Annotated in this window: 29 protein-coding genes; 3 read left to right on the plus strand and 26 right to left on the minus strand. The window is 37.4% G+C overall.

The features are described from left to right. Positions 1 to 51: 51 nt before the first annotated feature. The 4 genes from MKY94_RS10830 to MKY94_RS10845 are packed head-to-tail and all read right to left on the minus strand — an operon-like array spanning position 52 to position 2,339. The gene (locus MKY94_RS10830; protein WP_340844451.1) at positions 52 to 762 is read right to left on the minus strand and encodes a class I SAM-dependent methyltransferase; all 711 of its coding nucleotides are present in this window, start codon (positions 760 to 762) and stop codon (positions 52 to 54) included. A 15-nt stretch (positions 763 to 777) separates the two neighbouring features. Beyond that, the gene (locus tag MKY94_RS10835) at positions 778 to 1,320 is read right to left on the minus strand and encodes a DUF4825 domain-containing protein (RefSeq protein ID WP_151109717.1); all 543 of its coding nucleotides are present in this window, start codon (positions 1,318 to 1,320) and stop codon (positions 778 to 780) included. Continuing rightward, a complete protein-coding gene (locus tag MKY94_RS10840; protein ID WP_151109715.1) occupies positions 1,310 to 1,993 on the minus strand; it encodes a hypothetical protein in 684 nt (227 codons plus the stop codon). The genes MKY94_RS10835 and MKY94_RS10840 overlap by 11 nt, the downstream gene beginning before the upstream one ends. Further along, positions 1,986 to 2,339, minus strand: a complete 354-nt coding sequence (locus MKY94_RS10845) for a PadR family transcriptional regulator (protein ID WP_144536262.1) — start codon at positions 2,337 to 2,339, stop codon at positions 1,986 to 1,988. Before MKY94_RS10845 ends, MKY94_RS10840 begins: the two co-directional genes overlap by 8 nt. 218 nt (positions 2,340 to 2,557) lie before the next feature. Here MKY94_RS10845 and MKY94_RS10850 point away from each other — a divergent pair, with 218 nt between their 5' ends. Further along, on the plus strand, positions 2,558 to 2,686 hold the full coding sequence (locus MKY94_RS10850) for a hypothetical protein (protein WP_255475378.1): 129 nt from the start codon (positions 2,558 to 2,560) through the stop codon (positions 2,684 to 2,686). 165 nt (positions 2,687 to 2,851) lie between these two features. Here MKY94_RS10850 and MKY94_RS10855 read toward each other — a convergent pair whose 3' ends face one another. From MKY94_RS10855 to MKY94_RS10950, 20 genes are all read right to left on the minus strand, one after another. Beyond that, positions 2,852 to 3,496: an SDR family oxidoreductase gene (locus MKY94_RS10855; protein ID WP_151109713.1), complete on the minus strand. Its 645-nt coding sequence runs from the start codon at positions 3,494 to 3,496 to the stop codon at positions 2,852 to 2,854. A 66-nt stretch (positions 3,497 to 3,562) separates the two neighbouring features. Then, positions 3,563 to 5,182 carry a catalase gene (locus tag MKY94_RS10860; protein ID WP_151109711.1) on the minus strand — a complete coding sequence of 540 codons (1,620 nt, stop codon included), beginning with the start codon at positions 5,180 to 5,182 and terminating at the stop codon, positions 3,563 to 3,565. Positions 5,183 to 5,312: 130 nt separating this feature from the next. Next, entirely contained in the window at positions 5,313 to 5,729 is a 417-nt protein-coding gene (locus MKY94_RS10865; RefSeq protein ID WP_144536257.1) for a VOC family protein, read from the minus strand. Positions 5,730 to 5,907: 178 nt separating this feature from the next. Then, complete coding sequence (gene hpaD / locus MKY94_RS10870) at positions 5,908 to 6,891, minus strand: 3,4-dihydroxyphenylacetate 2,3-dioxygenase (protein ID WP_151109709.1); 984 nt, start codon at positions 6,889 to 6,891, stop codon at positions 5,908 to 5,910. A gap of 17 nt (positions 6,892 to 6,908) precedes the next feature. Continuing rightward, on the minus strand, positions 6,909 to 8,420 hold the full coding sequence (gene hpaE, locus MKY94_RS10875) for a 5-carboxymethyl-2-hydroxymuconate semialdehyde dehydrogenase (RefSeq protein WP_340844452.1): 1,512 nt from the start codon (positions 8,418 to 8,420) through the stop codon (positions 6,909 to 6,911). A gap of 20 nt (positions 8,421 to 8,440) precedes the next feature. Beyond that, the gene (gene hpaI, locus MKY94_RS10880; protein ID WP_340844453.1) at positions 8,441 to 9,367 is read right to left on the minus strand and encodes a 2,4-dihydroxyhept-2-ene-1,7-dioic acid aldolase; all 927 of its coding nucleotides are present in this window, start codon (positions 9,365 to 9,367) and stop codon (positions 8,441 to 8,443) included. A 37-nt stretch (positions 9,368 to 9,404) separates the two neighbouring features. Further along, the gene (locus MKY94_RS10885) at positions 9,405 to 9,866 is read right to left on the minus strand and encodes a flavin reductase family protein (protein ID WP_151113656.1); all 462 of its coding nucleotides are present in this window, start codon (positions 9,864 to 9,866) and stop codon (positions 9,405 to 9,407) included. A 51-nt stretch (positions 9,867 to 9,917) separates the two neighbouring features. Then, positions 9,918 to 11,402: a 4-hydroxyphenylacetate 3-monooxygenase, oxygenase component gene (gene hpaB / locus MKY94_RS10890; protein WP_151109703.1), complete on the minus strand. Its 1,485-nt coding sequence runs from the start codon at positions 11,400 to 11,402 to the stop codon at positions 9,918 to 9,920. An 83-nt stretch (positions 11,403 to 11,485) separates the two neighbouring features. Further along, positions 11,486 to 11,866: a 5-carboxymethyl-2-hydroxymuconate Delta-isomerase gene (locus MKY94_RS10895; protein ID WP_151109701.1), complete on the minus strand. Its 381-nt coding sequence runs from the start codon at positions 11,864 to 11,866 to the stop codon at positions 11,486 to 11,488. Positions 11,867 to 11,884: 18 nt separating this feature from the next. Continuing rightward, positions 11,885 to 12,643: a fumarylacetoacetate hydrolase family protein gene (locus MKY94_RS10900; protein ID WP_151113654.1), complete on the minus strand. Its 759-nt coding sequence runs from the start codon at positions 12,641 to 12,643 to the stop codon at positions 11,885 to 11,887. Beyond that, positions 12,640 to 13,422: a fumarylacetoacetate hydrolase family protein gene (locus MKY94_RS10905; protein ID WP_151109699.1), complete on the minus strand. Its 783-nt coding sequence runs from the start codon at positions 13,420 to 13,422 to the stop codon at positions 12,640 to 12,642. The genes MKY94_RS10900 and MKY94_RS10905 overlap by 4 nt, the downstream gene beginning before the upstream one ends. 14 nt (positions 13,423 to 13,436) lie before the next feature. Next, on the minus strand, positions 13,437 to 14,234 hold the full coding sequence (locus MKY94_RS10910) for an ABC transporter ATP-binding protein (RefSeq protein WP_151109697.1): 798 nt from the start codon (positions 14,232 to 14,234) through the stop codon (positions 13,437 to 13,439). Then, a complete protein-coding gene (locus MKY94_RS10915; RefSeq protein WP_151109695.1) occupies positions 14,212 to 15,261 on the minus strand; it encodes an ABC transporter permease in 1,050 nt (349 codons plus the stop codon). Before MKY94_RS10915 ends, MKY94_RS10910 begins: the two co-directional genes overlap by 23 nt. Positions 15,262 to 15,278: 17 nt before the next feature. After that, a complete protein-coding gene (locus tag MKY94_RS10920; protein WP_151109693.1) occupies positions 15,279 to 16,253 on the minus strand; it encodes an ABC transporter substrate-binding protein in 975 nt (324 codons plus the stop codon). 78 nt (positions 16,254 to 16,331) lie between these two features. After that, positions 16,332 to 17,768, minus strand: a complete 1,437-nt coding sequence (locus MKY94_RS10925) for an FAD-dependent oxidoreductase (RefSeq protein ID WP_342577072.1) — start codon at positions 17,766 to 17,768, stop codon at positions 16,332 to 16,334. Next, positions 17,769 to 18,986 (minus strand): dihydrolipoamide acetyltransferase family protein, encoded by a 1,218-nt coding sequence (locus MKY94_RS10930; RefSeq protein WP_151109689.1) that lies wholly within the window; start codon positions 18,984 to 18,986, stop codon positions 17,769 to 17,771. Positions 18,987 to 18,998: 12 nt separating this feature from the next. Further along, a complete protein-coding gene (locus tag MKY94_RS10935; RefSeq protein ID WP_151109687.1) occupies positions 18,999 to 20,015 on the minus strand; it encodes an alpha-ketoacid dehydrogenase subunit beta in 1,017 nt (338 codons plus the stop codon). Between the two features lie 3 nt (positions 20,016 to 20,018). Further along, complete coding sequence (pdhA, locus tag MKY94_RS10940; protein ID WP_151109685.1) at positions 20,019 to 21,074, minus strand: pyruvate dehydrogenase (acetyl-transferring) E1 component subunit alpha; 1,056 nt, start codon at positions 21,072 to 21,074, stop codon at positions 20,019 to 20,021. A gap of 19 nt (positions 21,075 to 21,093) precedes the next feature. Further along, positions 21,094 to 22,233, minus strand: coding sequence for a Glu/Leu/Phe/Val dehydrogenase (locus MKY94_RS10945; RefSeq protein WP_305076190.1), 1,140 nt, complete (start codon positions 22,231 to 22,233; stop codon positions 21,094 to 21,096). 38 nt (positions 22,234 to 22,271) lie between these two features. Further along, positions 22,272 to 22,667, minus strand: a complete 396-nt coding sequence (locus tag MKY94_RS10950) for a thioesterase (protein ID WP_151109684.1) — start codon at positions 22,665 to 22,667, stop codon at positions 22,272 to 22,274. Between the two features lie 262 nt (positions 22,668 to 22,929). On the opposite strand from MKY94_RS10950, the gene MKY94_RS10955 reads away from it, so the two are divergent. Then, a complete protein-coding gene (locus MKY94_RS10955) occupies positions 22,930 to 23,574 on the plus strand; it encodes a GntR family transcriptional regulator (protein ID WP_151109682.1) in 645 nt (214 codons plus the stop codon). A gap of 28 nt (positions 23,575 to 23,602) precedes the next feature. On the opposite strand, the gene MKY94_RS10960 is transcribed toward MKY94_RS10955, so the two are convergent. Continuing rightward, positions 23,603 to 24,571: a DUF561 domain-containing protein gene (locus MKY94_RS10960; RefSeq protein ID WP_144536227.1), complete on the minus strand. Its 969-nt coding sequence runs from the start codon at positions 24,569 to 24,571 to the stop codon at positions 23,603 to 23,605. A 129-nt stretch (positions 24,572 to 24,700) separates the two neighbouring features. Between MKY94_RS10960 and MKY94_RS10965 the strand changes: the two genes are divergently transcribed. Continuing rightward, the gene (locus tag MKY94_RS10965) at positions 24,701 to 25,177 is read left to right on the plus strand and encodes a gamma carbonic anhydrase family protein (RefSeq protein WP_225216031.1); all 477 of its coding nucleotides are present in this window, start codon (positions 24,701 to 24,703) and stop codon (positions 25,175 to 25,177) included. A gap of 103 nt (positions 25,178 to 25,280) precedes the next feature. Here the strand turns inward: MKY94_RS10965 and MKY94_RS10970 are convergent, their stop codons facing one another. Continuing rightward, a complete protein-coding gene (locus MKY94_RS10970) occupies positions 25,281 to 25,475 on the minus strand; it encodes a hypothetical protein (RefSeq protein WP_144536223.1) in 195 nt (64 codons plus the stop codon). Positions 25,476 to 25,574 lie beyond the last annotated feature (99 nt).

Below are 25,574 nucleotides of genomic sequence, written 5' to 3' on the forward strand. Positions count from 1 at the left end.
GTACTAACAATCATTGTGTTTGTGTAATTTCTTATTAAACATAGAATAGATCTAGCCATGTTTACTTGCCTGTATTATCAAGAAATGCGGTGCTTTTTTCAGTTTTTGATAACCACTTGAATCCCTTTTCTTAAATTCTTCTGTAGGCTGTGGCTCTATTATTTTTTCTAATTTAAAATATTGTAAGGTTTCATTCAGTATTGTTTGCATAGGCCTTCTGTAAAAAGGGACCACAATGATTTTACCATCACGGGTCCACTCATCAACAATTAGTTCGTGAGAAAAATAGTTCCCTTCTTTTGATAATCTCACGTCCATAGATGGATGATGAACAGAAAATAGCAATTTTCCACCTGGTTTTAAGATTCTATTAAATTCTTTGAATGTAGACTTCCAATCTTTTAAATAATGAAGGACTAGAGAAGAAATAATTAAGTCATAGCTGCTATTCTCAAATGGAAGTTCCTCTGCTAGGTCTAAACAAACAACGGTAGCTTTTTCACCAACTCTTCTTTTAGTAGCGTCAACCATATTTTGACTAATATCAGTAGCTGTAACTATTGCTCCATATCTAATAAGTTCACAGGTGTACCAACCAGCTGCGCAACCCGCATCTAACACGTTTAAGTTACTTACCGACCTTGGTAATTCCTTAATCATGGCAGGTCTTTCATACTCTGTGTTATAAAAGCTTCTTTGATCCACATGATGCTCATAGTCATTGGCAAGTTCATCATATGCTTTTATTACACTTCTATTCAAAATGATTGCTCCTTTTTAGATTGACGTATACTGCACTATCCATTCTTCTAAAACAGCATTGTTCAGTGGAGATTGCACTTGTTCTTCAAATACTTCTGGATCTAAAAGCACCTCCAAATCTCCCAGAACTCTCTCCACATTTTCTCTCTTTACAAAAAATGATTCTGTAGGAAATCGAAGCTCTATCTGTTCTAAATTTTTAATAAGAACAAAAGCAGCGGTTGTATTATAGATGATGGATTTTTGGATATGCTGTTGAGGTAAACCCTCTAAATCCTTGTAATTGACAATTAACAAGTGAATTTTGGAATCCTGCTCATATCCATTCAAATAATTTTGTAAAGGGAGCGATTGAAATAGTTTTGCGTTGTTTGTTAAATTCCCCATATACCTGTTCTCATAAGCTAGAACTTTGCTAAAATCATGCGTTTCAGGATTAAGCTGTTGTATCGTTTCTTCTTCCATTGCCTTTTCTTCTGCTGGTATATAAAAGAGGTTCATCCAACCAAACAGTATAATTCCGATAATGAATAGCACAATGATTATCTTATTCTTCATAAATTCTATGCTTTCCTCCTAAGATTAGCATTTGTCTAAGTCTGTTCATTAATAGGGGTATGATTATTGAAACAAGCGGAGCCAAGTAGCTAGTAACTATTTGTCCAAATTGATATGGTCCATCAAAAGATATAGTGCGTCCAAACCATATGTCACTACCAAAATAAACGGCAGTAATCATTCCCCATTGACCTACGATAAATAACGTCCATATAATCCAAATCACTTTTTGCCATTTCTTTAAAAGCCCGAGGTTAATATTTTTTAAATCATTTGTTAAAAAACCTCCACTAAACTTTAACACGATATAAAAAATGCCAATTATTATTATCAGTATAAACAGAAGCCAGCTAGTAGCCCTTAAGGAACTATAAATATTTAAAGGAATGGAAACTATCCACGAGACCAACAAATAAAGAAGCAACCATTGAGTTATCTCAACCATAACTTTATTTAACTGAATGGTTTGTACCCCTTCTATTACCCCATCCAGTTTATCCATTTTTTCAGTACTGACCTTAAATGCTTGTTCGGCGGAAAATCCTTTATTAATAACTAAGTCTTCCATTTCCGCCTCTAGATTTCCTATTACTTCTTCTTTTAAATCTAATGTTTCTTCGTTTTTGGGGTACCCAGCAAACATCTTATTGACATATTTCCGAACTTCACTCACTCTGTTCGCTCCCTTCTAATACTAATTGATCTATGAGCAATTTCGCTCTATTCCATGCCATTACATTTTCTTGATATACAGATAAACCTTCCTTCGTGATAGTGTAATATTTTCTTCTTCCTCCTTGAGACTGATCTCCCCAATAGGCATTAATAAATCCTAACTTTTCTAATCTTTTTAGACTGCTATATAAACTTGGCTCCTTCAAAATATAAACCCCATTACTATCGTTGGAAATAGCCTTCACAATTTCATACCCATAATTATCTCCACGCTTTAAAATTTTTAAGATAATTGTATCGATATGGCCTCTTATTAAATCGGCACTTACCTCATTTTCCGACAAGCTTATCACCTCCTTTATAATGTAAGACATATTACTATGTGTGTCAATGTACTATACCAGAAGTAAAAAAAATATAATACAATATATTCCTGTTTTAAGAATATACATTAGAATTTCTGAATTTTTATAGACTTCATTTAAAAATAATGTTTAAAATGTATATAATTCAGGAATAATAGATTAGAAACTTTTAACCCAATTAAAAGGAGCTACTTCGAATGAATCTCATATATTTAGAACTAGTTAAGCTAGTAGACGATTACTATAGGTGTGAAAATGATACTTTAAAAAAAGAAATCCTTCATGATATTCAATTACTAACCAGGGCAGTATGTCTGACTGAATAAATAATAAAACCTCCTACTACTAGCATACTATTTCATTTCTATTCGAGTAGTGTTTAACAAAAGAAAAACAGACCCCTAAGAGAATGGAGTCTGCTAATATCATTTTTAATCGTTAAGTAAAACTTAGTTTTATTCATTACATTCTATTAATTAATTTTCAACTTTTTATATATTTTTTAAAGCTTCCGTAATAGAAACTGTACCATTTACGACATTAAAGCTTTTTTGATAAGTACTTGGTTCCTCTAATGACGCTATTAAAATATCCGCCACGTCTTCACGTGTTATCGTACTTGGTTTTGCCTCAATTCCAGCCGTAATTTTACCTTGAGCCTTTTCATTTATTAAACCACCAGGTCGAACAATTGTGTAGTTTAGGCTACTTTGCTCTAGCATTCTATCTGCATAATGCTTCGCCACATAGTATGGACGCATTTCGGCATTCCAGTTTTCTCGTTTGTCAGCATCATAAGCGCTCACTAGAATATATCTTTCCACACCTGCGGCTTCTGCTGCCTCCATTGTTTTCACTGCTCCATCTAAATCAATTAACAAGGTTTTATCCGGACCTGTATGTCCACCTGAACCAGCAGTGAAAATGATAGCTTCGGCTCCTGTAAATGCTTCTGTCAGCGAATCAACCTTACCCTCCAAATCAAGTAATACAGCCTTTATTCCTTGATTATTAAAGTCTTTAACCTGTTCCAGTTTGCGAACAACAGCAGTTACAGTATGCTGATTATCAATTTGTAATTTTTCTACTATCTGTTTACCAATTTGTCCATTTGCTCCTACAACTATTACTTTCATTGAAACTCACTCCTTTTGATGGATGAAATAAAGAACCCCTCCATTTAGCGAAGGGGGTAGAAATTATTAGTAAGGTTTAGATTCTCGGCCAACATCCTCTGCTTTATCTGCTGCAGCATTGGCACCAGGAGAGCTTTGTTGCTCTTCTTGTTTTTTCATTTCTTCCATTTCTTTCATCTTACGTTGAATACCTTCTTTTACACGTCGACCGTAGTCTTCATCTGCCTGCGTAAAATGATAAATCATAGCCTCTTGGATACGAGGATCACAAATAGAAAGTGCTGCAGATAAGTTTTTGATCAATTCTTCGCGTTCCCAATCCTCAAAACTACGATATGTTTCACCTGCTTGACCATAGTTGTTCTCACGATCTATTGGTGCACTTGTTGCTTTTGCATTATATTGAGGTTCGTGTTTTATATGTTCTGTTTTTTCTGCTTCTTGTAATCCACCAATCATAGATGGCTCATAATTGACATGTGGATTGCCTCCAGCTTCATCAGGTCTATGCACATCCATTTGTCCACGATGCTGATTTGTTCTAACTGGAACTTTAGGTGCATTTACGGGTAATTTCAAATAGTTAGCTCCTACACGATAGCGTTGTGTATCGGAGTAGGAGAAAGTACGTCCTTGAAGCATCTTATCGTCTGAAAAATCCAATCCATCAACTAATACCCCAGTACCAAAAGCAGCTTGTTCAATTTCTGCATGGTAATCAATCGGATTGCGGTTTAAGACCATTTTACCGACTGGTAGGAATGGAAACTGATCTGGTGGCCATAATTTGGTGTCATCTAGCGGGTCAAAATCAAGCTCTGGATGTTCATCATCACTCATGATTTGAACAAATAGTTCCCATTCTGGATATTCTCCTCGCTCAATTGACTCATACAAGTCTTGTGTAGCATGTCCCACATTTTTTGCTTGAATAGCATCCGCTTCTTCTTGTGTTAGATTGCGAATACCCTGTTTAGGCTCCCAGTGGTATTTAACTAGTACTGCTTCGCCTTTTTCGTTAACCCATTTATAGGTGTTAACTCCAGATCCCTGCATATGGCGATATGTAGCTGGAATTCCCCATGGCGAGAATAAGAAAGTTATCATATGTGTCGCTTCAGGTGATCGAGAAACAAAATCAAACATACGCTGAGGACTCGGAATATTTGAAGCAGGATCTGCTTTAAAAGCATGTATCATATCAGGAAACTTCATCGCATCGCGAATAAAGAAAATTTTCAAGTTATTCCCGACTAAATCCCAGTTGCCGTCTTCTGTGTACATTTTTACGGCAAATCCGCGAGGATCACGTGCTGTCTCAGGAGAATCCTTTGAACCCGCTACCGTTGAAAAACGAACCATTAATGGTGTCTGTTTTCCAGCACCAGAGAATACTTTTGCTCGAGTGTATTTTTCTACTGGTTCATCTCCCACTTTTCCATACGTTTCAAAATAGCCAAAAGCTCCTGCTCCTCGAGCATGGACTACTCGTTCAGGTACTTCTTCACGGTCAAAGTGCGAAATCTTTTCGATAAAATGATAATTTTCAAGTGTAGCTGGACCGCGATTACCTATAGTACGTATATTTTGGTTATCCGTTACAGGATGTCCTTGGCGAGTTGTTAGAGTCTCTCTTTTCTGCTCACTTTCTTTTGAACCATTTCTCATTTCTTTTTCTTCTGTCATGATGAAGCCCTCCCTTAGAAATAGTGCATTCCTCATTTTTATTTCCCGATTTTATTAATCTTTAAACTTAACAAATCGCTAATTATGAAAAAATAGTCTGTAAAAAAGAGACCATGATAGTCTCTTTTAATTATTGCATATTAAATTTTTCTTTATATGACGGGCTCAGTTCACTCCAAACATCGAATTTGTTACCGTCCGGATCCTCAAACACAAAATTTCTACCTGCATGTCCTCTATTTTCTACTTGTCCTACTTGGACTAGGTTTTCATTTAACTCATTATGTAAAGATATAAGATTATCTAAACCATCAACTTCAAATGTTAACGCAAAACAATCTTGACCATTGTTGTCTATAAAGTTTAAAGTTTCACCCGCTTTGCTCTTAACCAAAAAGATGCTGTGATTTGCTAAATTTAGAATGGCTTTATCCTCATCTTGATAATTTTTTCTAGCTCCAAGTTTCTCCGTGTACCACTCGCTTGAAAGTGCAACATTAGAAACTGGTATATACGTAGTTCCCACTCTTACTAATTTTTCACTCAAAATTATTTCCTCCTTTATTTTATTTTACTATTAATAGATATTATTAATCTATTTTTTCAGAATACTTTTTCTGTTATTTTTTCGCAATTTTTTCAATATAGCCTTGAAGTCACATACTATCATAACTTTCCCTATCCACAAAAATACCACCTAAGCTCTAGTCTCAGGTGGTTATACGTCATACTAAAATTTTAGGTTTTCTCTGTTCAAGCATCGGCTCCTCGCTATTTATTTCTTCTCCTGTTTCAATATCGATAAATGTACTAGTTTCGTTAAACCACTTATCTGGTGCTTGGTGTCCCCAGAATGTTTGACGTAGTGGATCATTTAAGTCCCATCGCTTTGGCTTCATATCAGGATCGCATGTCAAATAATCGCCGGTATACAATTCGATTCGGTGACCATCTGGGTCTCTTAAGTAAAGGAAGAAGGCGTTAGATAATCCATGTCGGCCTGGCCCACGCTCAATGCAATCCGCATAGCCCATACTAGCCAATACATCACAGCAGTCTAACACGCTTAGACGATCTGATAGGGTATAGGCGAAATGATGAAGTTTTGGTCCTGGTCCGCTCATAAATGCCTGATCATGGACGGTGGGCTTTCGGAAGAGCCATGCAGCCCATAAGTCCCCTTCTTCAGTTTCTGTATACTCTGAGCAAGAAAACCCTAGACTGTTTACATAAAAGTCATAGGCTTTTTGCACGTTCGGTACAGCACAATTAACATGATCAATTCGCTGAATTTTTGCTCCCCGGTAATGTTCGTATTTTTGAAGCATTCGTTCGACAATAGGCATTTCAGCAAAAAATTCTAAAGGTATACCTGAAATGTCATGAACTCTTAGCGTTCTACCAATTGCATGCTGTTCACCTTTAGGAATCCATTTTGTTTTAAGTCCCTGAGCAAGAAACAACTTTTCTAAAAAATTAAGGTCCTCTTCTTTCATCACCTTGTAGCTCAGCACTTCTACAACAGACTTTTCCGATTTTTTAAGTGCTAGGCTATGATGGCAATGCTCTTCTAACCCTCTTAAATAAACATGATTTTCATCTCGCTCGGTTTCTATCATTCCTAAGCCATCTACATAGAATTTGCGAGAGAGCTCTAAATCCTTAACATGGAGAACGGTTCGAGCTATACGTATGATGGAAAAATCCAACAGGTTCCTCCTCCTCTCTATAACTTTCCAAATTGCTGTATATGATGGTCGGCAATTGAAACGTGAATAATTTTGTGCTCAGTATAAAAATCAAAGCTGTAATGTCCACCTTCTCGACCAATACCAGAATATTTAGTGCCACCAAATGGTGTTCTTAAATCTCTAACATTCTGAGCATTCACCCAAAGCATGCCTGCATCAATTTTATGAGCGACGCGATGTCCACGTTTAATGTCGTTTGTCCATACATAACCTGCTAATCCGTAATCCGTATTATTGGCTAATGATATGACCTCTTCCTCGTCCTTGAAAGACATTACGATCAGCACTGGTCCAAAGATCTCGTCTTTTGCAACTTGCATGTCATTATGAGCATTCAAGATAAGGGTTGGAGGCACGAAATTACCTTTGGAAAATTCAGTTGGAATCTTACCTGAAATTATTTCGGTACCTTCCTCCTTTGCTATGTCTATATAGCCCTTTACTTTATTAAAGTGTCCTTGATCAATAAGCGGACCAACTTCCGTCTGATCATCTAACGGATCACCAACTTTTATATTAGACACTCTCACCTTTAATGCATTTATAAATTTATCTTTTATACTTTCTTGAACAAATAGGCGTGAGTTTGCTGTACAACGCTCACCATTAAAGGAGAAGATTCCCCATACACAGGCATCTAGTGCACGTTCAAAATCAGCATCCTCAAAAACGATAATAGGAGATTTCCCGCCTAGCTCCATAGAACAACTCTTTAATGTGTCGGCACTATTTTTTATAATAGTAGAGCCAGTGGTAGTTTCTCCTGTAAAAGAAATAAGCTGTACATCTGGATGCTTTACCAATGCATCACCAGCTATTTCTCCTCGACCGTGAACTACATTAAAGACTCCTTTAGGTAGGTCTGCTTTATGAATAATTTCTGCTAATATATTAGCTGTAAGAGGAGAAAGTTCAGCTGGCTTTAGCACTACAGTGTTTCCAGTAGCAAGAGCCGGTGCAATCTTCCACGTTTCTAGCATGAATGGAGCATTCCATGGCGTTATTAATCCTGCAACTCCAACAGGTGCGTGAATCGTATAATTGACAAATTCATCGTCCACCTGATAGACATCTCCTACTAATCTGCTCTCTACCATTCTTGCATAAAATCGAAAATTTTCTGAAGCACGGCTAGCCATTTTCCTCGTTTGGCTAATAGGCAAACCAGTGTCTAAAGCTTCTAAGTAAGCAATCCTTTCTACTTCCTCATCAATGAGATCTGCAATGCGGTATATATATGATAGTCTTTTGCTTAACTTCATCGTTTTCCAGGGTCCGTGTTCAAAGGCATCTCTAGCTGCAGAAACTGCTTTATCAATGTCTGTCTTCTGGCCCTCTGATACTAAATTGATTTGCTCATTAGTAAATGGATTAATGTTAGCAAAGGTGGCCCCTCCAGCTGCAGAAATAAATTCTCCATTTATATAAAGATAGATGCTTTGTTGTGTTTCATGCTTTAATGAGGTTAACTCATGAGATGACACCATTTTAATCACCTACTTTTCTTTTATAGTTGTGGAGCGGTTTCCTTTGGTAGAATATCTAAGCTTATCAATGTTTGTCGCACCTCATCTGTAACTGCCTGTGATGGTGGTCCTAATGGCAATCTTAGCTTAGGATTAATTTTTCCCATCATACCAAGCGCTATCTTAGCTGGAGCAGGATTTGTATCTCTAAACAAAGCATCATTTAAAGGCATTAATTCGAAATGAAGGTCCTGGGATCTTTCTACATTGCCAGCAACCCATGCATTGTAAAGCTCTGCAACTTTAGCAGGCTCTACATTAGCTGTTGCACTGATAAATCCTGCACCACCAATAGCAAGCATTGGATAACAGAGTAGCTCTATACCTGAATAAAGAAGGAAATCTCTTCCACAGTTAAGGAGTACACGGTTTACATGCTCAAAGTCCTTATTCGCCTCTTTTACCCCTACAATATTAGGACAATCCTCTACTAGCCTCTTCATCGTAGTGACTTCCATATTAACTGCAGACCTTCCAGGAATGTTATAAATAATAATTGGGATTTTCACAGATTCTGCTACTATTTTGAAATGGGTATATAATGCATCTTGGTTGGGCTTATTGTAGTAAGGTACTATAACCATTGCTGCATCAGCACCCAGCTCCTCGGCGTATTTAGTAAGCTCCATCGTTTCATCATGATTAGTTGACCCAGTACCAGGAGCAAAAAATACACGTCCAGCAATTGTTTCACTGGCTATCTTCATCACTCTTTTGCGTTCTTCTATAGTTAATGAACTCGGCTCACCACTCGTACCAGTTACGGATATCCCATGACTCCCACTTTCTATTTGCCAATGGATAAGCTGCTGAAAGGTCTCAATATCTATATCTCCATTCTCTAAAAAGGGAGTAATTACAGGACAAATAGATCCTCTAAGCTTCTTTTTTGCTTCTTCATATGCCAATTTCTTCAACTCCTTATAATAGGTTTTTTCATCAACTTCATTCTTTTATTTCTTGATATTTACCTCCAAAAAACAAAAGCGGTTCATGTGGTTCATGCTTTAATCCAGTCACTCTTCCAATGAAAATAGTATGATCACCAGCATCAAGCTGATTGAATAGTTCACAGCTAATGACCGCAAGTGAATTTTTTATAATAGGTTGACCCTGATAGGTTTCAAAGGCAACAACTTCATCAGAGTTTAGCTGACCCGCAAATTGTTTAGAAAGATCTTTCTGATTAGCTGCCAAGATATTTATGGCAAATTTTTTGGATGAATTGATGTAACCAAGCATCTTAGCCTTTTCTCCAATACTTATAGCCACAAGCTTGGGTTGCAGCGAAACTGACATAAAGGCATTAGCCGTCATTCCATGTATTTCATCATCCACCTGTGTAGTAATTACTGTAACCCCGGTAGCAAAGCTGCCCATTATGGTTCTGAATAATTGATCTTCTATCTCATTTTTAAGTTGCTGCATGGAAAAGAAACTCTCCTTTCTTAAATCAGGCTATAAAAGTATGCCTGCTTCTGTTTTGGTTCTATTTAAAAAGCTTGTTACCATATCCTTATATGGTTGTTTATTGAAGCTATCATAATACGCGTTGGACATTCGTACTGGATCACCAAAGAAATAATATTCGTAAAGTGCTTGACGATTTCCAAATGCACTGATAGATATATCCCAAGCTAAACGGAACAGCTGTACACGTTCTTCCCCATTCATGTTAGCCCCTTGTGTGTAGCGATGCACTAAAGGACCCACTTCCCCATTGCTAAAGTCATCTTCGGTAGGAAGCGCCATCAATCCAGAGGCACCCAAAATTTTGATAATTTCATTCATTCTCTGATACATTTTAGGGAACCAGTTACGTGCTGCATTTAAAGGTTCAAAATCTGGAGTCATATTGCCATATTGGTCTATCTTGGCGTTATGCTCTGCACGGTATAGATGAGATCGCATAACTTCAAGTATCACCATGATTTCACTTGCCTTTTCCTTTACATGCATAAACTTATCTATTCCGATAGCCTCCATCATACTTATAACAACACCAAGAATAAATTCAGTTTTCACTACGTTTTTCGAAATTACTTGGTGAGTCATGTGAATAACAGCATTCGTTTCTGCATAAGTTCGATTGCAAATATCCGTACTCTCGCAAACAAAAACTCTTTCCCAAGGAACTAACACATCTTCAAAAGAAATGATTGCATCGCTTTCATCAAATCTGGAACCTAGTGGATGATCCCATTTACTCTTACCATAATCAAAGGATTCACGAGAGAGAAATTTTAAACCAGGCGTATTATTTGGAATGGCAAAAGCAAAGGCAAAGGGATCGTCCACAGTTCCTGGAGTTCTATTTATCGTGGATGGAAATACGACCAGTTCATCTGTAATTCCTCCTAAGGTAGCTAAAAGTCGACAGCCATTCACAATAATCCCGTCCGCTGTCTTTTTAGTAATCCGCGCTGACAAGAAAGGGTCCTTTTGCTCTGATTGAGTTAGCATAGAACGGTTTACCTGCGGGTGAATAAGAGTATGAGTAAGGCTGATATCATTTTCTCTCGCATATTCGTAATAATTTTCGGCATTCTTTGCAAACTGTTTGCTTCCTCCACCTTCTTGTGCAAAAAACTTACTTGCAGTTCCAAATGCCATGATGCTTGTATTCAAATAATCAGGAGAGCGTCCCATCATACCTCCCGAGAAGGCTGCCCATTCACTGTGCATTTCTCTTCTTTTAAATAAATCTTCCTTTGTCTTTGGAGCGATAAAGGAAAGCCCCACTTTATCCCCGGTGGTTGGTGATGTATATAACATTTTTTCTTGTTTTTCATGTTGAAGATCATACAAACCGGCAACACTTTCTACTACATTTTTAAATGCTGCATGAGAAGTCACGTCATCCACTTTATCTCCGTGTATCCATACTTCTGTTTGACGATCCTTTATACCTTGAATATATTCCTTTCCTGTTCTAGCACCCATAATTATTACCACCTTAATTTGAATTTTCTGAATAAAATAAATAAAAATATACGAAATAATATATGATTTTAACTATACTTTTATCAAAAACGACTATGAATATTATTTTGTTTATAAGTTCCTAAATCACTAAATTCAACTAGTTCCATAGAAAGTGCTAGATATCTTTTATTCATTGCAACCTCAAAATGACCTTTAATAACTTCAAATATAGCTTCACAAACCTCTGCCTTTATTTCTTCTGATCTACCCGCAGCAATCTTTAATGTGGCATGTAAGAAAGCATCATCCTCTGTTCCATCAGCAACTCGATAATCCTTTAGCTCAATTGCTCTAGAACGGATTCCTCCAATTGGAAAAACATTTTTTCTAGATATAAGTATTCGATGAACTTCCTCTAATAGTTGAGGCACTTTTATGTCTTCCTTCAAATTATCTGTGTACTCCACAATAAAATGAGGCAAGTAGATCCCTCCAATAATTTATCGTTTTATGAAAACTTCGTCTGCAATTATTGTATTAGTTAAGCGACCAATTCCTTCAATTTCGGTTACAACTACATCCCCCACTTTAGTGTCCACTGATCCTTTTGGTGTGCCCGTTAGAATGACGTCATTTTCACTCAATGTCATAAAACTGCTTAAATATTCTATAAGTGAGGGAATATCAAAAATCATATCTTTTGTAGAACCTTTCTGGACGAGTTTATCATTTACATACGTATATATTTGGAGATTCATAGGATCTCGTATATCCATCGCATCCACTAACCAAGGTCCAAGAGGTGTGCAAGCATCTCGATTTTTAACTCGTAAATTTGGCCGATAATAATTCTCTAGATAATCCCTTATCGCATAATCGTTTGCGATACTATATCCTTTGACATATTGGTACGCGTCTTCTTTTTTAATATTTTTGGCCTTCTTACCGATAACAACAGCAAGCTCACATTCGTAATGCATGTACGAAACATCGGACGGTCGACAGGTGTATCCATTGTGACCAACAAACGTATTCGGTCCCTTTAAAAAAATCAGAGGCTCAGAAGGTGCATCAAATGCCAATTCTGTAGCATGATCAGCATAGTTTAGACCTAATGCAAAAGAAGTTCTTGGAATAATAGGCGTTAGCCACGTCACTTCATCCTGCCGGACAACTCTGCCGTCCTCCAGCTTTATATGAGCGTCACATTCTATTGCGTAATGAATAGCTCCACCATATGCAACACGCGCTTTTTTTATGGCAGCCACCCCTTTTCTTCTTCCACGATATAATTCTCTAAAAATCCTATTTGATCTATATGAATTCTCACCTTATCTCCAATGATCACTTGGGGAGAATTAGTGGAGATTCCTACAAGCAAAGTGTCACCGATGTCTAATGTCATAAATTCGGTGATATCAGCTAACAATTTTGCAATCGGACGAACTAATGTATAGTTGTGCTTTTCTAGTTTTAGCTCCTCGTTAACGAAAATCTTAATAGTAAGTCGATTGGGGTCTTTAATCTCCTTTGCCTCTACTATCCATGGGCCAATCGGACAAAAACCATCTCTTGTTTTGTACGGGACAGCTGGACGAAAAAAACTCTCGTGAGGAATGCTGACATCATTCACTATTGTGTACCCAGCTATATAGTTAAAAGCTTCGCCTTCTTTTATAGCTACTGCCCTCTTACCAATAACTACCCCTAAGGATGCACCAATTTCTAGGGTTTTGATTTCTTTTGGCATTAAAATAGGTGCGCCATTGTAGCTGATTGTATTTGCTGGCTTTATATATAGAATTGGTGCATTGGGAGGAGCGTCATATGGCTTTTGAAGAAACTTCTCCTCCATTTGCAACAAATCTTCCTGGTAGTTAAGCAAGGTTCCATATACAGTTCCACTAACGGGGGAACCAATAGGAAAACTATTGATATCATAACTTTTACCATTTAAATAATACGAATTAGTAAGTGGGTTAGCTTTCACTGTTATTAGTTCGTTAACATGTTGATGCTTAATATTTGCTAGACACATCTGCCTCGCCCCCCTTAGATGGATAACAAAGCTTTGTCGCTCGTTAACTTCTCTCCTCGAATTCGCTGGAATTCTTCCATTAGTTTGGTTATCGTTAAATTTCTTTTTTCCTCATCATCCACCTCTAAGATGATTTGGCCTTTATCCATCATAATTAGTCGATTACCTAAATCTAAAGCCTGTTGCATATTGTGGGTAATCATTAGTGTTGTCAATTTATCCTTCTCCACCAGCTGCTTTGTCAAGCTTGTTATTAGTTCCGCTCTGGACGGATCTAATGCTGCTGTATGTTCATCCAAAAGCAATATTGAGGGTTTCGTAAAGGTAGCCATCAACAAAGAAAGTGCCTGCCTTTCTCCTCCAGATAACAATCCAACTTTTGCATTTAATCTATTTTCAAGATTGAGGTGTAAAGTTTCTAGGGAAGATCGAAAAAATTCCCGTCTTTTCTTATCGACGCCAATTTTGAAACTTCTTTTTTTGTTTCTCGAATAAGCCATTGCGAGATTTTCTTCAATTGTCATCGTCGGCGCAGTCCCTGCCATGGGATCCTGAAAGACCCTTCCAATCATTTGAGAACGTTTATATTCGGGCATTTTCGTTATATCCTTGTCAGCAATTTCTACCACACCAAAATCTGGAGCCAGGGCTCCCGAAATCATGTTGAGCATAGTTGATTTGCCTGCTCCATTACTGCCAATCACTGTCATAAAGTCACCGGGATGCAGTTCAAGATTGATTTGGTCTAATGCTACCTTCTCATCTGGAGTTGCTTCATTAAAAAGCTTATTAATCTGATTGAGCTTTAACAATGGGAGCCCCCTCCTTCCTTATCATTGATTGGCTCTCTTTTAATCTTTCAGTATGCCGCCTTGCCTTTCTATTTTTCTCTCTCTTTTTCTCAAGCAACTGAGGTAATATTAAAGCACCTATGACGATTACTGCCGTTATAAGCTTCATATCACCTGTATCTAGAAAATTTACTCGAAGCGCTAATCCAAGTACTATTCGATAAATAATTGCTCCTGCTATTACCGCAAAGGTTGTTCGGACGATAGTTTTTGTTCCAAAAATGGCTTCACCAATAATAACGGAGGCAAGACCAATCACAATCATACCTATACCCATGCCTATATCGGCATATTTAGCGTATTGGGCTATTAATGCACCCGAAAAAGCTACAAGAGCATTTGAAAAACCTAGTCCTACTATTATTAAAGTGTCGGTATTTGCAGACAGGCTACGAATCATTTTTTTATTGTCACCTGTTGCTCTTATAGCTAATCCAATTTCCGTTTTTAAGAACCAATCCACGATAAATTTTATACACGCCACTGCAATCAGCATTAGAAATAAAGTTCCCCAAGTGGATGGCAACCTCTCAATACCAAACAATTGAAAGAAGCTTGTAAATGCAGAATCGATTCCGAATTTACTCCAAAATGATTGAAACTGAATGAAGAGAGTCTCAGCATTTAACAACGGAATATTAGGCCGGCCTATAGAACTTTCAGAGGTTAGACCCATAATTCTTAAATTTATCGAATAAAGTGCAATCATCATTAATATTCCGGATAGAAGCGGATTTATTTTACCTTTTGTATGCAATATACCTGTCATACAACCTGCGATAAAACCGACTACAATTGCCATAGCTGTTGCCAAAATAGGATGATAACCAAAAATGATCATTGTTGCTGCAGTGCCAGCTCCAGTTACAAAACTACCATCGACCGTTAAATCAGGAAAATCTAGCACTCTGAATGAAATATACACTCCAAGTGCCATAATCGCGTATATGATTCCTTGTTCCATTGAGCCGAATATTGCTGAAAACATAAAGAATCACCCCCTAGTTATTCGCTCAATTCAGCTTTCCATTCGTCTTTTATCTCAACGCCAATAGTATCTGCTGATTCCTTGTTCATGATTAGTTTAAGCTTTTGTGGCACCTGTACAGGTATATCTGCTGGTTTGCTTTCGCCCTTTAATATTTTGACTGCCATCTGCCCCGCCTCATAACCTATATCGAAATATTCGAAGCCATAAGCCCCTAGTCCGCCACGCTTCACAGAGTCAAATTCTCCTACCATGACAGGAATTTTATTGTCATTTGCCACTGAGATTACGGATTCTAATGCAGAAACTACAGTGTTATCAGTAATAATATACATAGAATCTACTTTTCCTAGGAGTGATTCAGTTGCTTGTTTAACATCAGCAGTTGTAGCTACAGAGGCTTCTACAACAGTCATATCCATGTCTTGCAATAGTTCCTTAACAGAATCCACCTGGGAGCGTGAGTTTTGTTCTCCTGAGTTAAACACCATTCCAACCTTTTTTGCTCCAAGCTCTTCTTTCAAAAATTTCATCGTATTGGATATAGCATCTGGATGAGCATCTATCGTGCCTGTAACGTTACCTCCAGGCTTCTCCATCGAGTCTACTAGTTCTGCACCAACTGCATCTGTAACAGAAGTGAACACGATTGGAATATCTTGAGTAGCACTCAGCGCTGCTTGGGCACTGCCAGTTGAGTTAGCAAATATTAGGTCTACATTGGAGCTAACTAGGTTCGAAGCAATGGTGGTGTTATTACTGTTATCTCCTTGTGCTATTTGATAATCATATTCTGCTTCAATACCTGCATCCTCTAATGCCTTTTGAAAGCCATCATAAGCTGCATTTAATGAAGGATGCTCCACAATTTGTGTTACACCGATTTTGTATGTCTTTGAGGCAGAAGCATCTTCTCCTGAGTCTCCACAGGCAGCAAACAATAAAGTTGAACTCAACAACAATGCTGAAAACCCTTTCCAGCTATTCTTCATTTCTTATCCCTCCAAATCTTTTTTGTTATTAAATGAAATATAAAATACCACAGTAAATTTATACTGTAAGAAAAGCCGTTAACTAATGGTAGCTTCTTTTTTTAGAGGTGAGAGATGAATCGCTTGTCCAAGCAATCCCTCCACAGACTCAAGAAGTGCCTCATTGAACCCAGGGTGTGTGTAGTTAGGAAATTTAATATCTTCCTCTTTAGCCGACATCTCTAAAAGTTGCAAGAAGGATCCGGACATTTCCAATGCTCCCTCACCAATCATATGAATTCCTTCTATCAAATCATTTGTATTATTAGAAATAACTTTAATAAATCCATCTTTTTTTCCGGTTATTGTAGAATATCCATTACTAGCAAGCGGAAACTTGCTTACTCGTATAGATAGACCTAATTTTAGGGCCTGATGCTCTGTTAAACCAATTGATGCTACTGGAGGAACAGTATGAGCACAGTTAGGTACTATTGTTAAATCGACCTCGGGTTTTTCTCCCACGATCGAAGAAACTACTGCTTTTCCTTGTTTGATAGCCTTCCAAGCAAGCATCGGACCTTCCGTTACATCTCCTATTGCATAAACGTTTGAGATGGAGGTTTCCATATAATTATTTATTTGGATAAATCCATTTAAACTTAATTTCATACCTAGGCGTAAAATTCCCAGTTCCTCCAGTTTTGGTTTTCTTGTCTCTGGAACTACAAAATAGGATCCCTCTAAAATCACTTCCTTTTGTTGATCGGTTAGTAGGTTAATAGAGATACCATTTACATTTTCCTTAATCGTAAGAATTTCTTTTTTAGCAATCACTTTTATCTTTCTTTTTTTAAATATCCTTAATAGTTCTTTATTAATATCCTCATCAAAAGGCATTCCAGTATTAGTTTCTATTAACAAAGTTACCTCAGAGCCTAATGCTGCAAAGCTTGATGCTGCTTCAAGAGCTATATAATCTTGGCCATCTATGATCAACTGCTCTGGTAGCTTTTTAAGTTGAAAAAGTTCGAAGGGGTACAAAATCCGATTTTCTTTAGACCTAACGTAATCCGGTAAGATATTTTTACTTCCTGTAGCAATAATTATTTTGTCGAATTCATAAATATCAAATTGATGTCCGTTTTCTACTCCAATTTTGTTTTTCCCTATGAAGGAGGCTTTGCCTTGAATTATCTCCACTTTATTGGCTTGACAAAGTCTTTCTACACCTGTTTTCAGCTGACCTATTACTTTGGTTTGGTATTCCATTAGCTTGTATAGGTCTATTTCTTTAACGATAGTATCGACCCCAAACATCGCTAACTGTTCAGCTTCAGTCCGCCTCAACCCAACATAGGTATAAACCTTAGACGGTATGCATCCTTCGTTTAAACAAACTCCACCTATCTCTTTTTGCTCTATCAGTGTCACGGAAAGACCAAGTTGAGCTCCACGAATTGCCGCACTATAGCCCCCTGGACCACCTCCAATAATGATAAGATTTCTTTGATGGCTAATTTCTCCTACTACCATCTATATCATCTCCAAAATCAGTTTATGTGGATTTTCTATTAAACTTGAAAAACGATTAGAGAAAGCAATAGCTGTTGCACCGTCTGCAACACGATGATCGAATGACATCGATAGCGTCATAATATGCCCTATAACAATCTCATCATTTTCATTAACAATAGGTCGCTTTTTGGTTTTATGAAAAGCAATTAACGCAGTCTCTGGAAAATTGATAATCGGTGTTGCTGCAATGCTACCTAAAGGTCCAACATTACTAATTGTAATAGTGCTATTTTGCATTGCTGACAGATGTAGAGAACCAGCTACAGCTTTTTGGGTTAAGTCTTTGATTTCGTGATTTATTTGCTTGAGAGATTTTTTATCTGCATCATGGAGTACAGGAACAATAAGTCCATTTTCTGTGTTGGTGGCTAGGCCAATATGATAGGTTTTCTTGAGGAGTATCCGACTGTTTTCTTCATCAAGTTCGGCATTGAATATCGGAAAATCCTTTAATGAAATGACAAGCGCTTTCAAGAGAAAAGCAGAAACACTTATAGAATTACCCGCTGCTTTTAATTGTTCTTTCATTTCTAATAGATTAGTCATATTCACTTCGTCAAAATGGGTTACATGTGGGATTGTAAAGAGTGATTTCTTCATATTTTCTGCAATTTTTTTTCTGATTCCTCTATAAGGAATTTCTTCTGAGTGAGATGGAGCATTAAGTTTTTCAGCTATAAGCTGTTTTGGTTCTATCTTCTTGTTGGTATTATCTAGGAAACTAATAACATCCTCCTCTGTAATTCTTCCAGAAGGATCTGAAGGGATTATATCCTCTAGGTTTATATTATGTTCCCGGGCAATTTTCCTTGTATAAGGTGTAGCAAGTACTCTCTTATAAGTAAATTCAACCGAGTTCTCTTCTATTTTTGAAGGATTACTGCTGCCGTTTTCTTTAATTAAACCCTTTACTGGCTGACTTTTCTGTGAATGATCTCCACCGGCACTTTCTAAGGAAAGAAGACTTGTTCCTACTTTTACCGTCTCACCCACAGCAATTTGAATCTCTTTAACTATACCTGTACAGGGAGAAGTAAGTTCAGCGACCATTTTATCAGTTTGAACTTCCACAAGAGGCTGGTCAGTTTGCACCATGTCTCCGACTTTAACTAAATAGTGGGTGACTTCCCCTTCAGTCATTCCCTCTCCAATATCATGTAACTTAACATCAATCATTCATTTCCCTCCTTAAAAATGAATTACTTTCTCAATCCCCTCAAGCACTCTTGCAGGGGTAGGTAGATAATGTTCTTCTAAAGTAAAGAAAGGAACCGGTACATCAAAACCTGTAATTCGCTCAATTGGTGCTCTTAAATAAAGGAATGAGGTATCATTTATAATGGTCACTATGTCATTGCCTAACCCACCTGTAGGATGAGCCTCATGAATGATTACCGCTCTGGTTGTTTTTTGTACGGAATCGGCAATTGCTTTCCTGTCTATTGGATAAAGTGTCAGGAGATCTATAATTTCACATTGTATTCCTTGTTTGTCTGCTAGCTCAGCAGCTTTTTTTGCAACAGATACCATTGCTCCCCATGCAATGAGTGTAACATCTGTCCCTTCACGTATAATCTTGGCTTTACCAATTTCCACCTTATATTTGTTTAAAGGAACTTCTTCTCTTATGGAGCGATAATTTTTCATTGGTTCTAATACAAGCACTGGATCGGGATCTTCCATCGCTGCTATCAGTAAGCCCTTTGCATCATAGGGACTTGATGGGCACACAACCTTGATTCCCGGCATATGAGTAAATAAAATCTCTGTGCTATCAGAATGGATTTCAGGTGCACGAATACCAGCTCCATAAGGTGCTCTGATTACCATAGGAACTGTGAAACGCGACATAGATCTCATTCGAATTCTCGAAGCATGGGTCATTATTTGCTCGTATGCTGGATAAATAAAGCCTAAAAATTGAATTTCTGCTATAGGTTTAAAACCATTTACAGCTAAGCCGATAGAAGCTCCTATTATTCCTGACTCAGAAAGTGGTGTGTCTATTACTCTATCAACACCAAACATTTCTTGTAGGCCCTCTGTAGCACGGAAAACTCCTCCATTTTTCCCGACATCCTCACCAAGCACAATTGTCCTTTCATCCTCTTCTAAAAGGACTCTCATTCCATCGTTTATAGCTTGAATTAATGTCATCTGTTTCGCTGTTTCCTTAGTAGCACTGGTTTGTCTTAGTTGCGTCATAAATTATTGCCTCCCTAAATATGCAAGATATGCATCTTTTTGTTCTACTAATTGATCAGGCATTTCAGCAAATACATGATTAAACACATCTTCAACATTAGGTGGCGGAAAGTTTTCCATTTCTTCTATTGCAGCGTCTATTTCGTTGCTAATTTCCTCTTTAGTTGCTTGTATCCATTCTTCATTCCAATAGTCATAGTTCTTCATAAATAACTCAAATCTATATATGGGATCTACTATATTTTCTCCTTGTGAAGCATTTCTGTATTTAGAGGGATCATCTGCAGTAGTATGGGCCCCTTTTCTCCAAGTCACCGCCTCTATTAGAGTAGGCCCATGACCTGCTCTTGCATATTCAATTGCTTTTTGCGTCTCAAAATAAACGGCGAAGCAGTCGTTCCCATCAACTCTAACACCGGGCATACCATATGCCATTGCTTTTTGAGCAATAGTTTCGGAATTCATTTGTTTCTCAGTAGGAACAGAAATTGCAAAACCGTTATTTTGATTGAAGAAGATGGCAGGTACTTTAAAAACAGTAGCAAAGTTCAAACCTTCATGGAAATCACCCTCGGAAGTAGCCCCATCACCAAAGTAAGCAATAGCAATATTTTGTGTACCCTTTCTCTTTTCTGCCCATGCAGCACCTGCTGCGTGAGGAAGCTGAGTAGCAATCGGCACTGCTGGAGGGAAAATATTCCTTGTTTTAGGTGATACACACCCTTCCAATCTCCCATTCCAATAAAGGAATGTTTTCGCCATACTTTTACCAAATGTTAAAGTTGCTCCATGATCTCGGTAGGTGGGAAAAACCCAATCTTCTTCCTTTAAAGCAAGTGCACTTCCTACCTGTGAAGCCTCTTGCCCCTCGAAAGGAGCGTAGGTTCCTAAGCGGCCTTGTCTTTGCAAGTTAATTGCTTTTCGATCAAAAGTTCGAATTCTGAGCATATGAAAATAAAGTTCCTTTACCAAACCTTCCTCGATTTGCTCATTAAAGCTTTCATTCAGAAGATGGCCTTTTTCATCTATTATTTTCTTCATAGGATAATTTTGGTTCACTTAACTTCCCTCCAATCACTTATTTACGGATACTCCACTTTGGTTTAAGTGGTGCTGAATAAAAGTTATTGCGAGTTTTTCTATTCTCAATACGCTTTTCACACATAGCATTTGCCGCTTCATCTGTTGTATTTCCGGTAAGGGATGCCTCCTTAAATACTTCTAATAAGGTATGATATATTTGCTTCGTTTTTGCTAGAACACGTTCATGATTAATGCCATAAAGCTCGTCAGCAACTTGAATAAGACCACCTGCATTTACAATATAGTCAGGTGCATATAATATTCCTTTTTCTTTAAGCATTATGCCATGGCGATCTGCTAGCAATTGATTGTTCGCTGAACCTGCAATAGCCTTTACTTGCAACTTAGGAATGGTCATATCATTAATAATGCCCCCTAATGCACACGGCACAAAAATATCGGCGTCAACCGAGTAAATTTCTTCATTAGGTACAATTTTCAATGTTCCCTTTAAATCAGATGAAGCTAGTTCAATAGCATGGAGACTTTCATTATTTATGTCAGAGACAAAAATGTTAGCGCCCTCCTCGAGTAAGCTTATAGCAACTTTATAGCCTACTTTTCCTAAACCTTGAATTGCATAAGTTTTAGTGCCGAGTTCTTCGTTTCCAAAAAGCGTGAAATTAGTTGCTTTTAATCCATAGAGTACTCCGGATGCTGTAGGTATCGAGGAATCACCACCACCACCATAAGCCTTGGGGAGTCCATTTACGAAATTTGTTTCTCTCATCGCATGGATAAAATCTTCCATAGTAGTTCCCATGTCAGTTCCTGTAAAAAACCGTCCTCCAAGTGAATTTACAAATTGACCAAAAGCACGGAACAACTCAGGTGATTTATCTTTTTTAGGATCACCAATGATAACTGCTTTTCCTCCGCCAAAGTCTACATCAGCTGCAGCACATTTATAAGTCATACCCTTTGAAAGTCTAAGAACATCTTCTAATGCTTCCTCCACACTGTTGTAGGGTTGCATACGACAACCACCGAGCGCCGGCCCAAGTGCAGTATTATGAATAGCAATAATTGCTCGTAAGCCCGTAGCAGGATCATTACAAAACACAACCTGTTCATGGGAAGCCATTCGATCGAAAAGCTCAAATTCTTTTGTCATTGATAAGCTTTCAGCTAGCATTAAATCCGTTCCTCCTTAGGAATCTTTAGAATGTATCCTCAAGTGGAAGCCTCTTTCCACTTTGTTTTTATCGTATCTTTTAACAAAATTACTTGAATTACCTCACCAAGACCAACAGTACCTTTTTCGTTCTCTGCAACCACGGTGGTTATGACCTTATTGTCTCGAAGTTCTGTAACAGTTGCCGTTATAATAATAGTGCTTCCGAATGGAGCAGCTGAAGTATGCTTTATTTTTACTGCGGCTCCCATTCCTTCCTCATTTGCATTTAAATAGGGTAAAATGATTTTCCTCGATACCCATTCCATATGATATGTCATAGCAACAGTCGAATAGACAGGATGGACTACCTCTCCTTCAAAAGCAGCAAACATCCTCTCTGAAACTGTTATTTGTATTTTTTCTTTCCTCCCAATCTCTAATCCTTTTAACAAATTGTTCACCTTCTCTGTAAGTTGTTTAACTCAAAAAGAAAACAGCCTTAATGGAAGCGCTTACACTTACTAAAAAATAAATCTCCTTTCTTTAAACTTATTTAGGAGAACTTGCGTTAAATATTTACAAATATCATATATCATTTTATATATTATTACAATATCTTATCTGAATTTTATATATTATCTGATTATATAATTATCTGAAATATCTTTTTTATTTATTGATTTCATATATCAAATGATATACAATTCGTTTATTATGGATACTATTATGAATAAACGTCAATACGCGTACAAAGTGATTAGAACAAGAATTGTAGATGGTACTTACAGCCCTGGACAACGAATCGTCATTAACCAAATTGCAAAGGAGGTCGGCTCTAGTCATATCCCAGTTAGGGAAGCAATCCATCAACTAGAATCAGAACAGTTACTTGAATTCAGGCCAAATGTTGGTGCAATAGTAAAAGGAATTGATAACCGACTATATCAGGAATCTTTGGAGGTACTCGCATTATTGGAGGGCTATGCTACTTCAATTAGTGCAACCAATATCACTGCTCATGGCCTTTCAAAATTAAAAGAAATAAACCTTGAGATGCAAACTATGCTTGAAAACTATGAATTGGACAAACTAGGAGCACTAAATAGAGAATTCCATTTTCATATTTACTCGTTCTGTCCAAACCAATTACTAATCAAGAATATCGAAGAGACTTGGGGACGTTTAGATATAGTAAGACAGGCAGGCTTTACCTTCTACCCTAAGAGAACACCTCAGTCAATCGAGGAACATGCATACCTTATAAAATTAATGGAGAGCAATGCAAGCAGCTTGCAAATTGAGGAATATGCAAGGAATCATAAACTAAAAACACTTGAGGCCTTTAAACAGAGAAATTAACAACGTCGACTTCATATTGTCGGCGTTTTTATCTTTCCCTTGTTAGCATTTTAAGTTCCTCTAATGCTTCTTGCCATTTATGTTCTGCTTCTAGTATCATTTTATTGAACAGCTCTTCAACGGAAGGTATGTTATCTATTAAACCAGCGATTTGACCACTGTTTAAAAAACCGTTTTCCAGGTCTCCCTCTATTGCACCCCGTTTATGATGCGACTCCGTCATGCTTTTCTCATAATCCTGAATAGTCATCCCACGTTTTTCAAGATCAATAATTTTACTAGCATATGGAGTTTTTAATACTCTTCGTATCCTCCCCACACTACGACCAACCAGTATTGTATCTACATCCCCAGCTTCAAGCAGTCGTTTTTTATAATTTTCATGAAATGGAGCTTCTTTTGTTGTAATCAATCTAGTTCCAAGCTGTACTCCACTTGCACCAAGCGATATCGCTGCTGCTAACCCCTTTCCATCCCCGATCCCCCCTGCTGCTATAACAGGTAATTTCACTTGTTTAACTATTTGGGGTACCAAGGTAAAAGTAGTCAGCTCTAAATTAGAATTAATACCTGCTGCTTCAAATCCCTCAGCAATTAAAATATCTGCCCCTGCCTGTTCTGCTTTAAGTGCGTGTTTAACAGAAGCTACTAAGGCCATTACTAAAATACCGTGTTTATGCAATATAGGTATATAAGGGGCAGGGTTTCCGGCAGAAAGAGTAACAATAGGAATTTTATGTTTTATAACAAGTTCAATAAGCTGAACCACATAAGGAGAAACATTAATTGCAATATTGACTGCAAAATTTTTCGAAGTTCTTTTCTTTGTTTCTAAAATTATTTCTTCTACTTCACTTGGAGACATCGTTCCACATCCAATGGTCCCTAATCCCCCTGCCTCAGTCACTGCAGATGAAAGCTGTGCATTGCTTATGTTCCCCATTCCGCCTTGAATAATAGGAAAAGTAATATCTAACATCTTACAAACGTATATCATTTTTTATCCACCCCTATTAAAATATGTTATATTATAATTAGTAGAATGACAATTGTTAAAATTAAAAAAGGAGTGAATTATTTGATTATTTCGTTTAAAGGGCACACCCCAAGTATAAGTGGTACAGCCATGATTGCACCAGGAGCTAAAATAATTGGAAATGTACGAATAGGAGATGAGTCTACTATTTGGTTCAATGCCGTATTACGGGGTGACGAGGCACCTATTACTATTGGTAAGAGATGTAGCATACAGGATAATTCGACAATACATTTGTATGAAGACGCGCCAGTAATTATAGAAGATGAAGTAACTGTCGGACATAATGTTATTCTCCATGGATGCAGGGTTGGTAAGCGATCTATTATAGGAATGGGCTCTACTATTTTAGATCATTCCGAGATTGGTGAAGAATGTATTGTAGGGGCAAACACCTTAGTTCCTTCTGGCAAGAAATTCCCTCCACGCTCTTTAATCGTTGGCTCGCCTGGAAAAGTAGTAAGAGAGTTAAATGACAAAGATATAGAGCTAATTCAGCTATCTATAGACACCTATGTACAAAAAGGCTATGACTACCGAGAAATATTTGAAAATAATTTGGTATAACTAGTTATCAAATTATTTTCAATTAAAGTTGCATAAAAAACAAGGTCAGTTATGAGTTAAAACTAAAAGCAGGGGATTTTTTTCCCCTGCTTTTAGTGCGCCGTTATATTCCGTCAAAAAGATTCCCTAATGCCCTAACAAGACCTCGCAGTATCCAAAACAATAAACGAAAAGGTAAAAAAAATAGTTCAGGAATCCAGAAAAAAATGTCCCCAAAAACATCTGCCCAAGTATATTTATCTTGTTGACGTTTTCTTTCTGCTCTCTTTTCTTTTTTACGCTTCCATCGCTCACTCATGTAAAATACCCTTCTTTCGTAGGCCCTTATATTTTAAATTAATTTACGAACTACTATTAAAAAAGTTTCTAACAAACGTTATGTATTTTAATTAGTCAT

Source organism: Psychrobacillus sp. FSL K6-2843 (assembly GCF_038626375.1).
GTDB lineage: Bacteria > Bacillota > Bacilli > Bacillales_A > Planococcaceae > Psychrobacillus > Psychrobacillus faecigallinarum.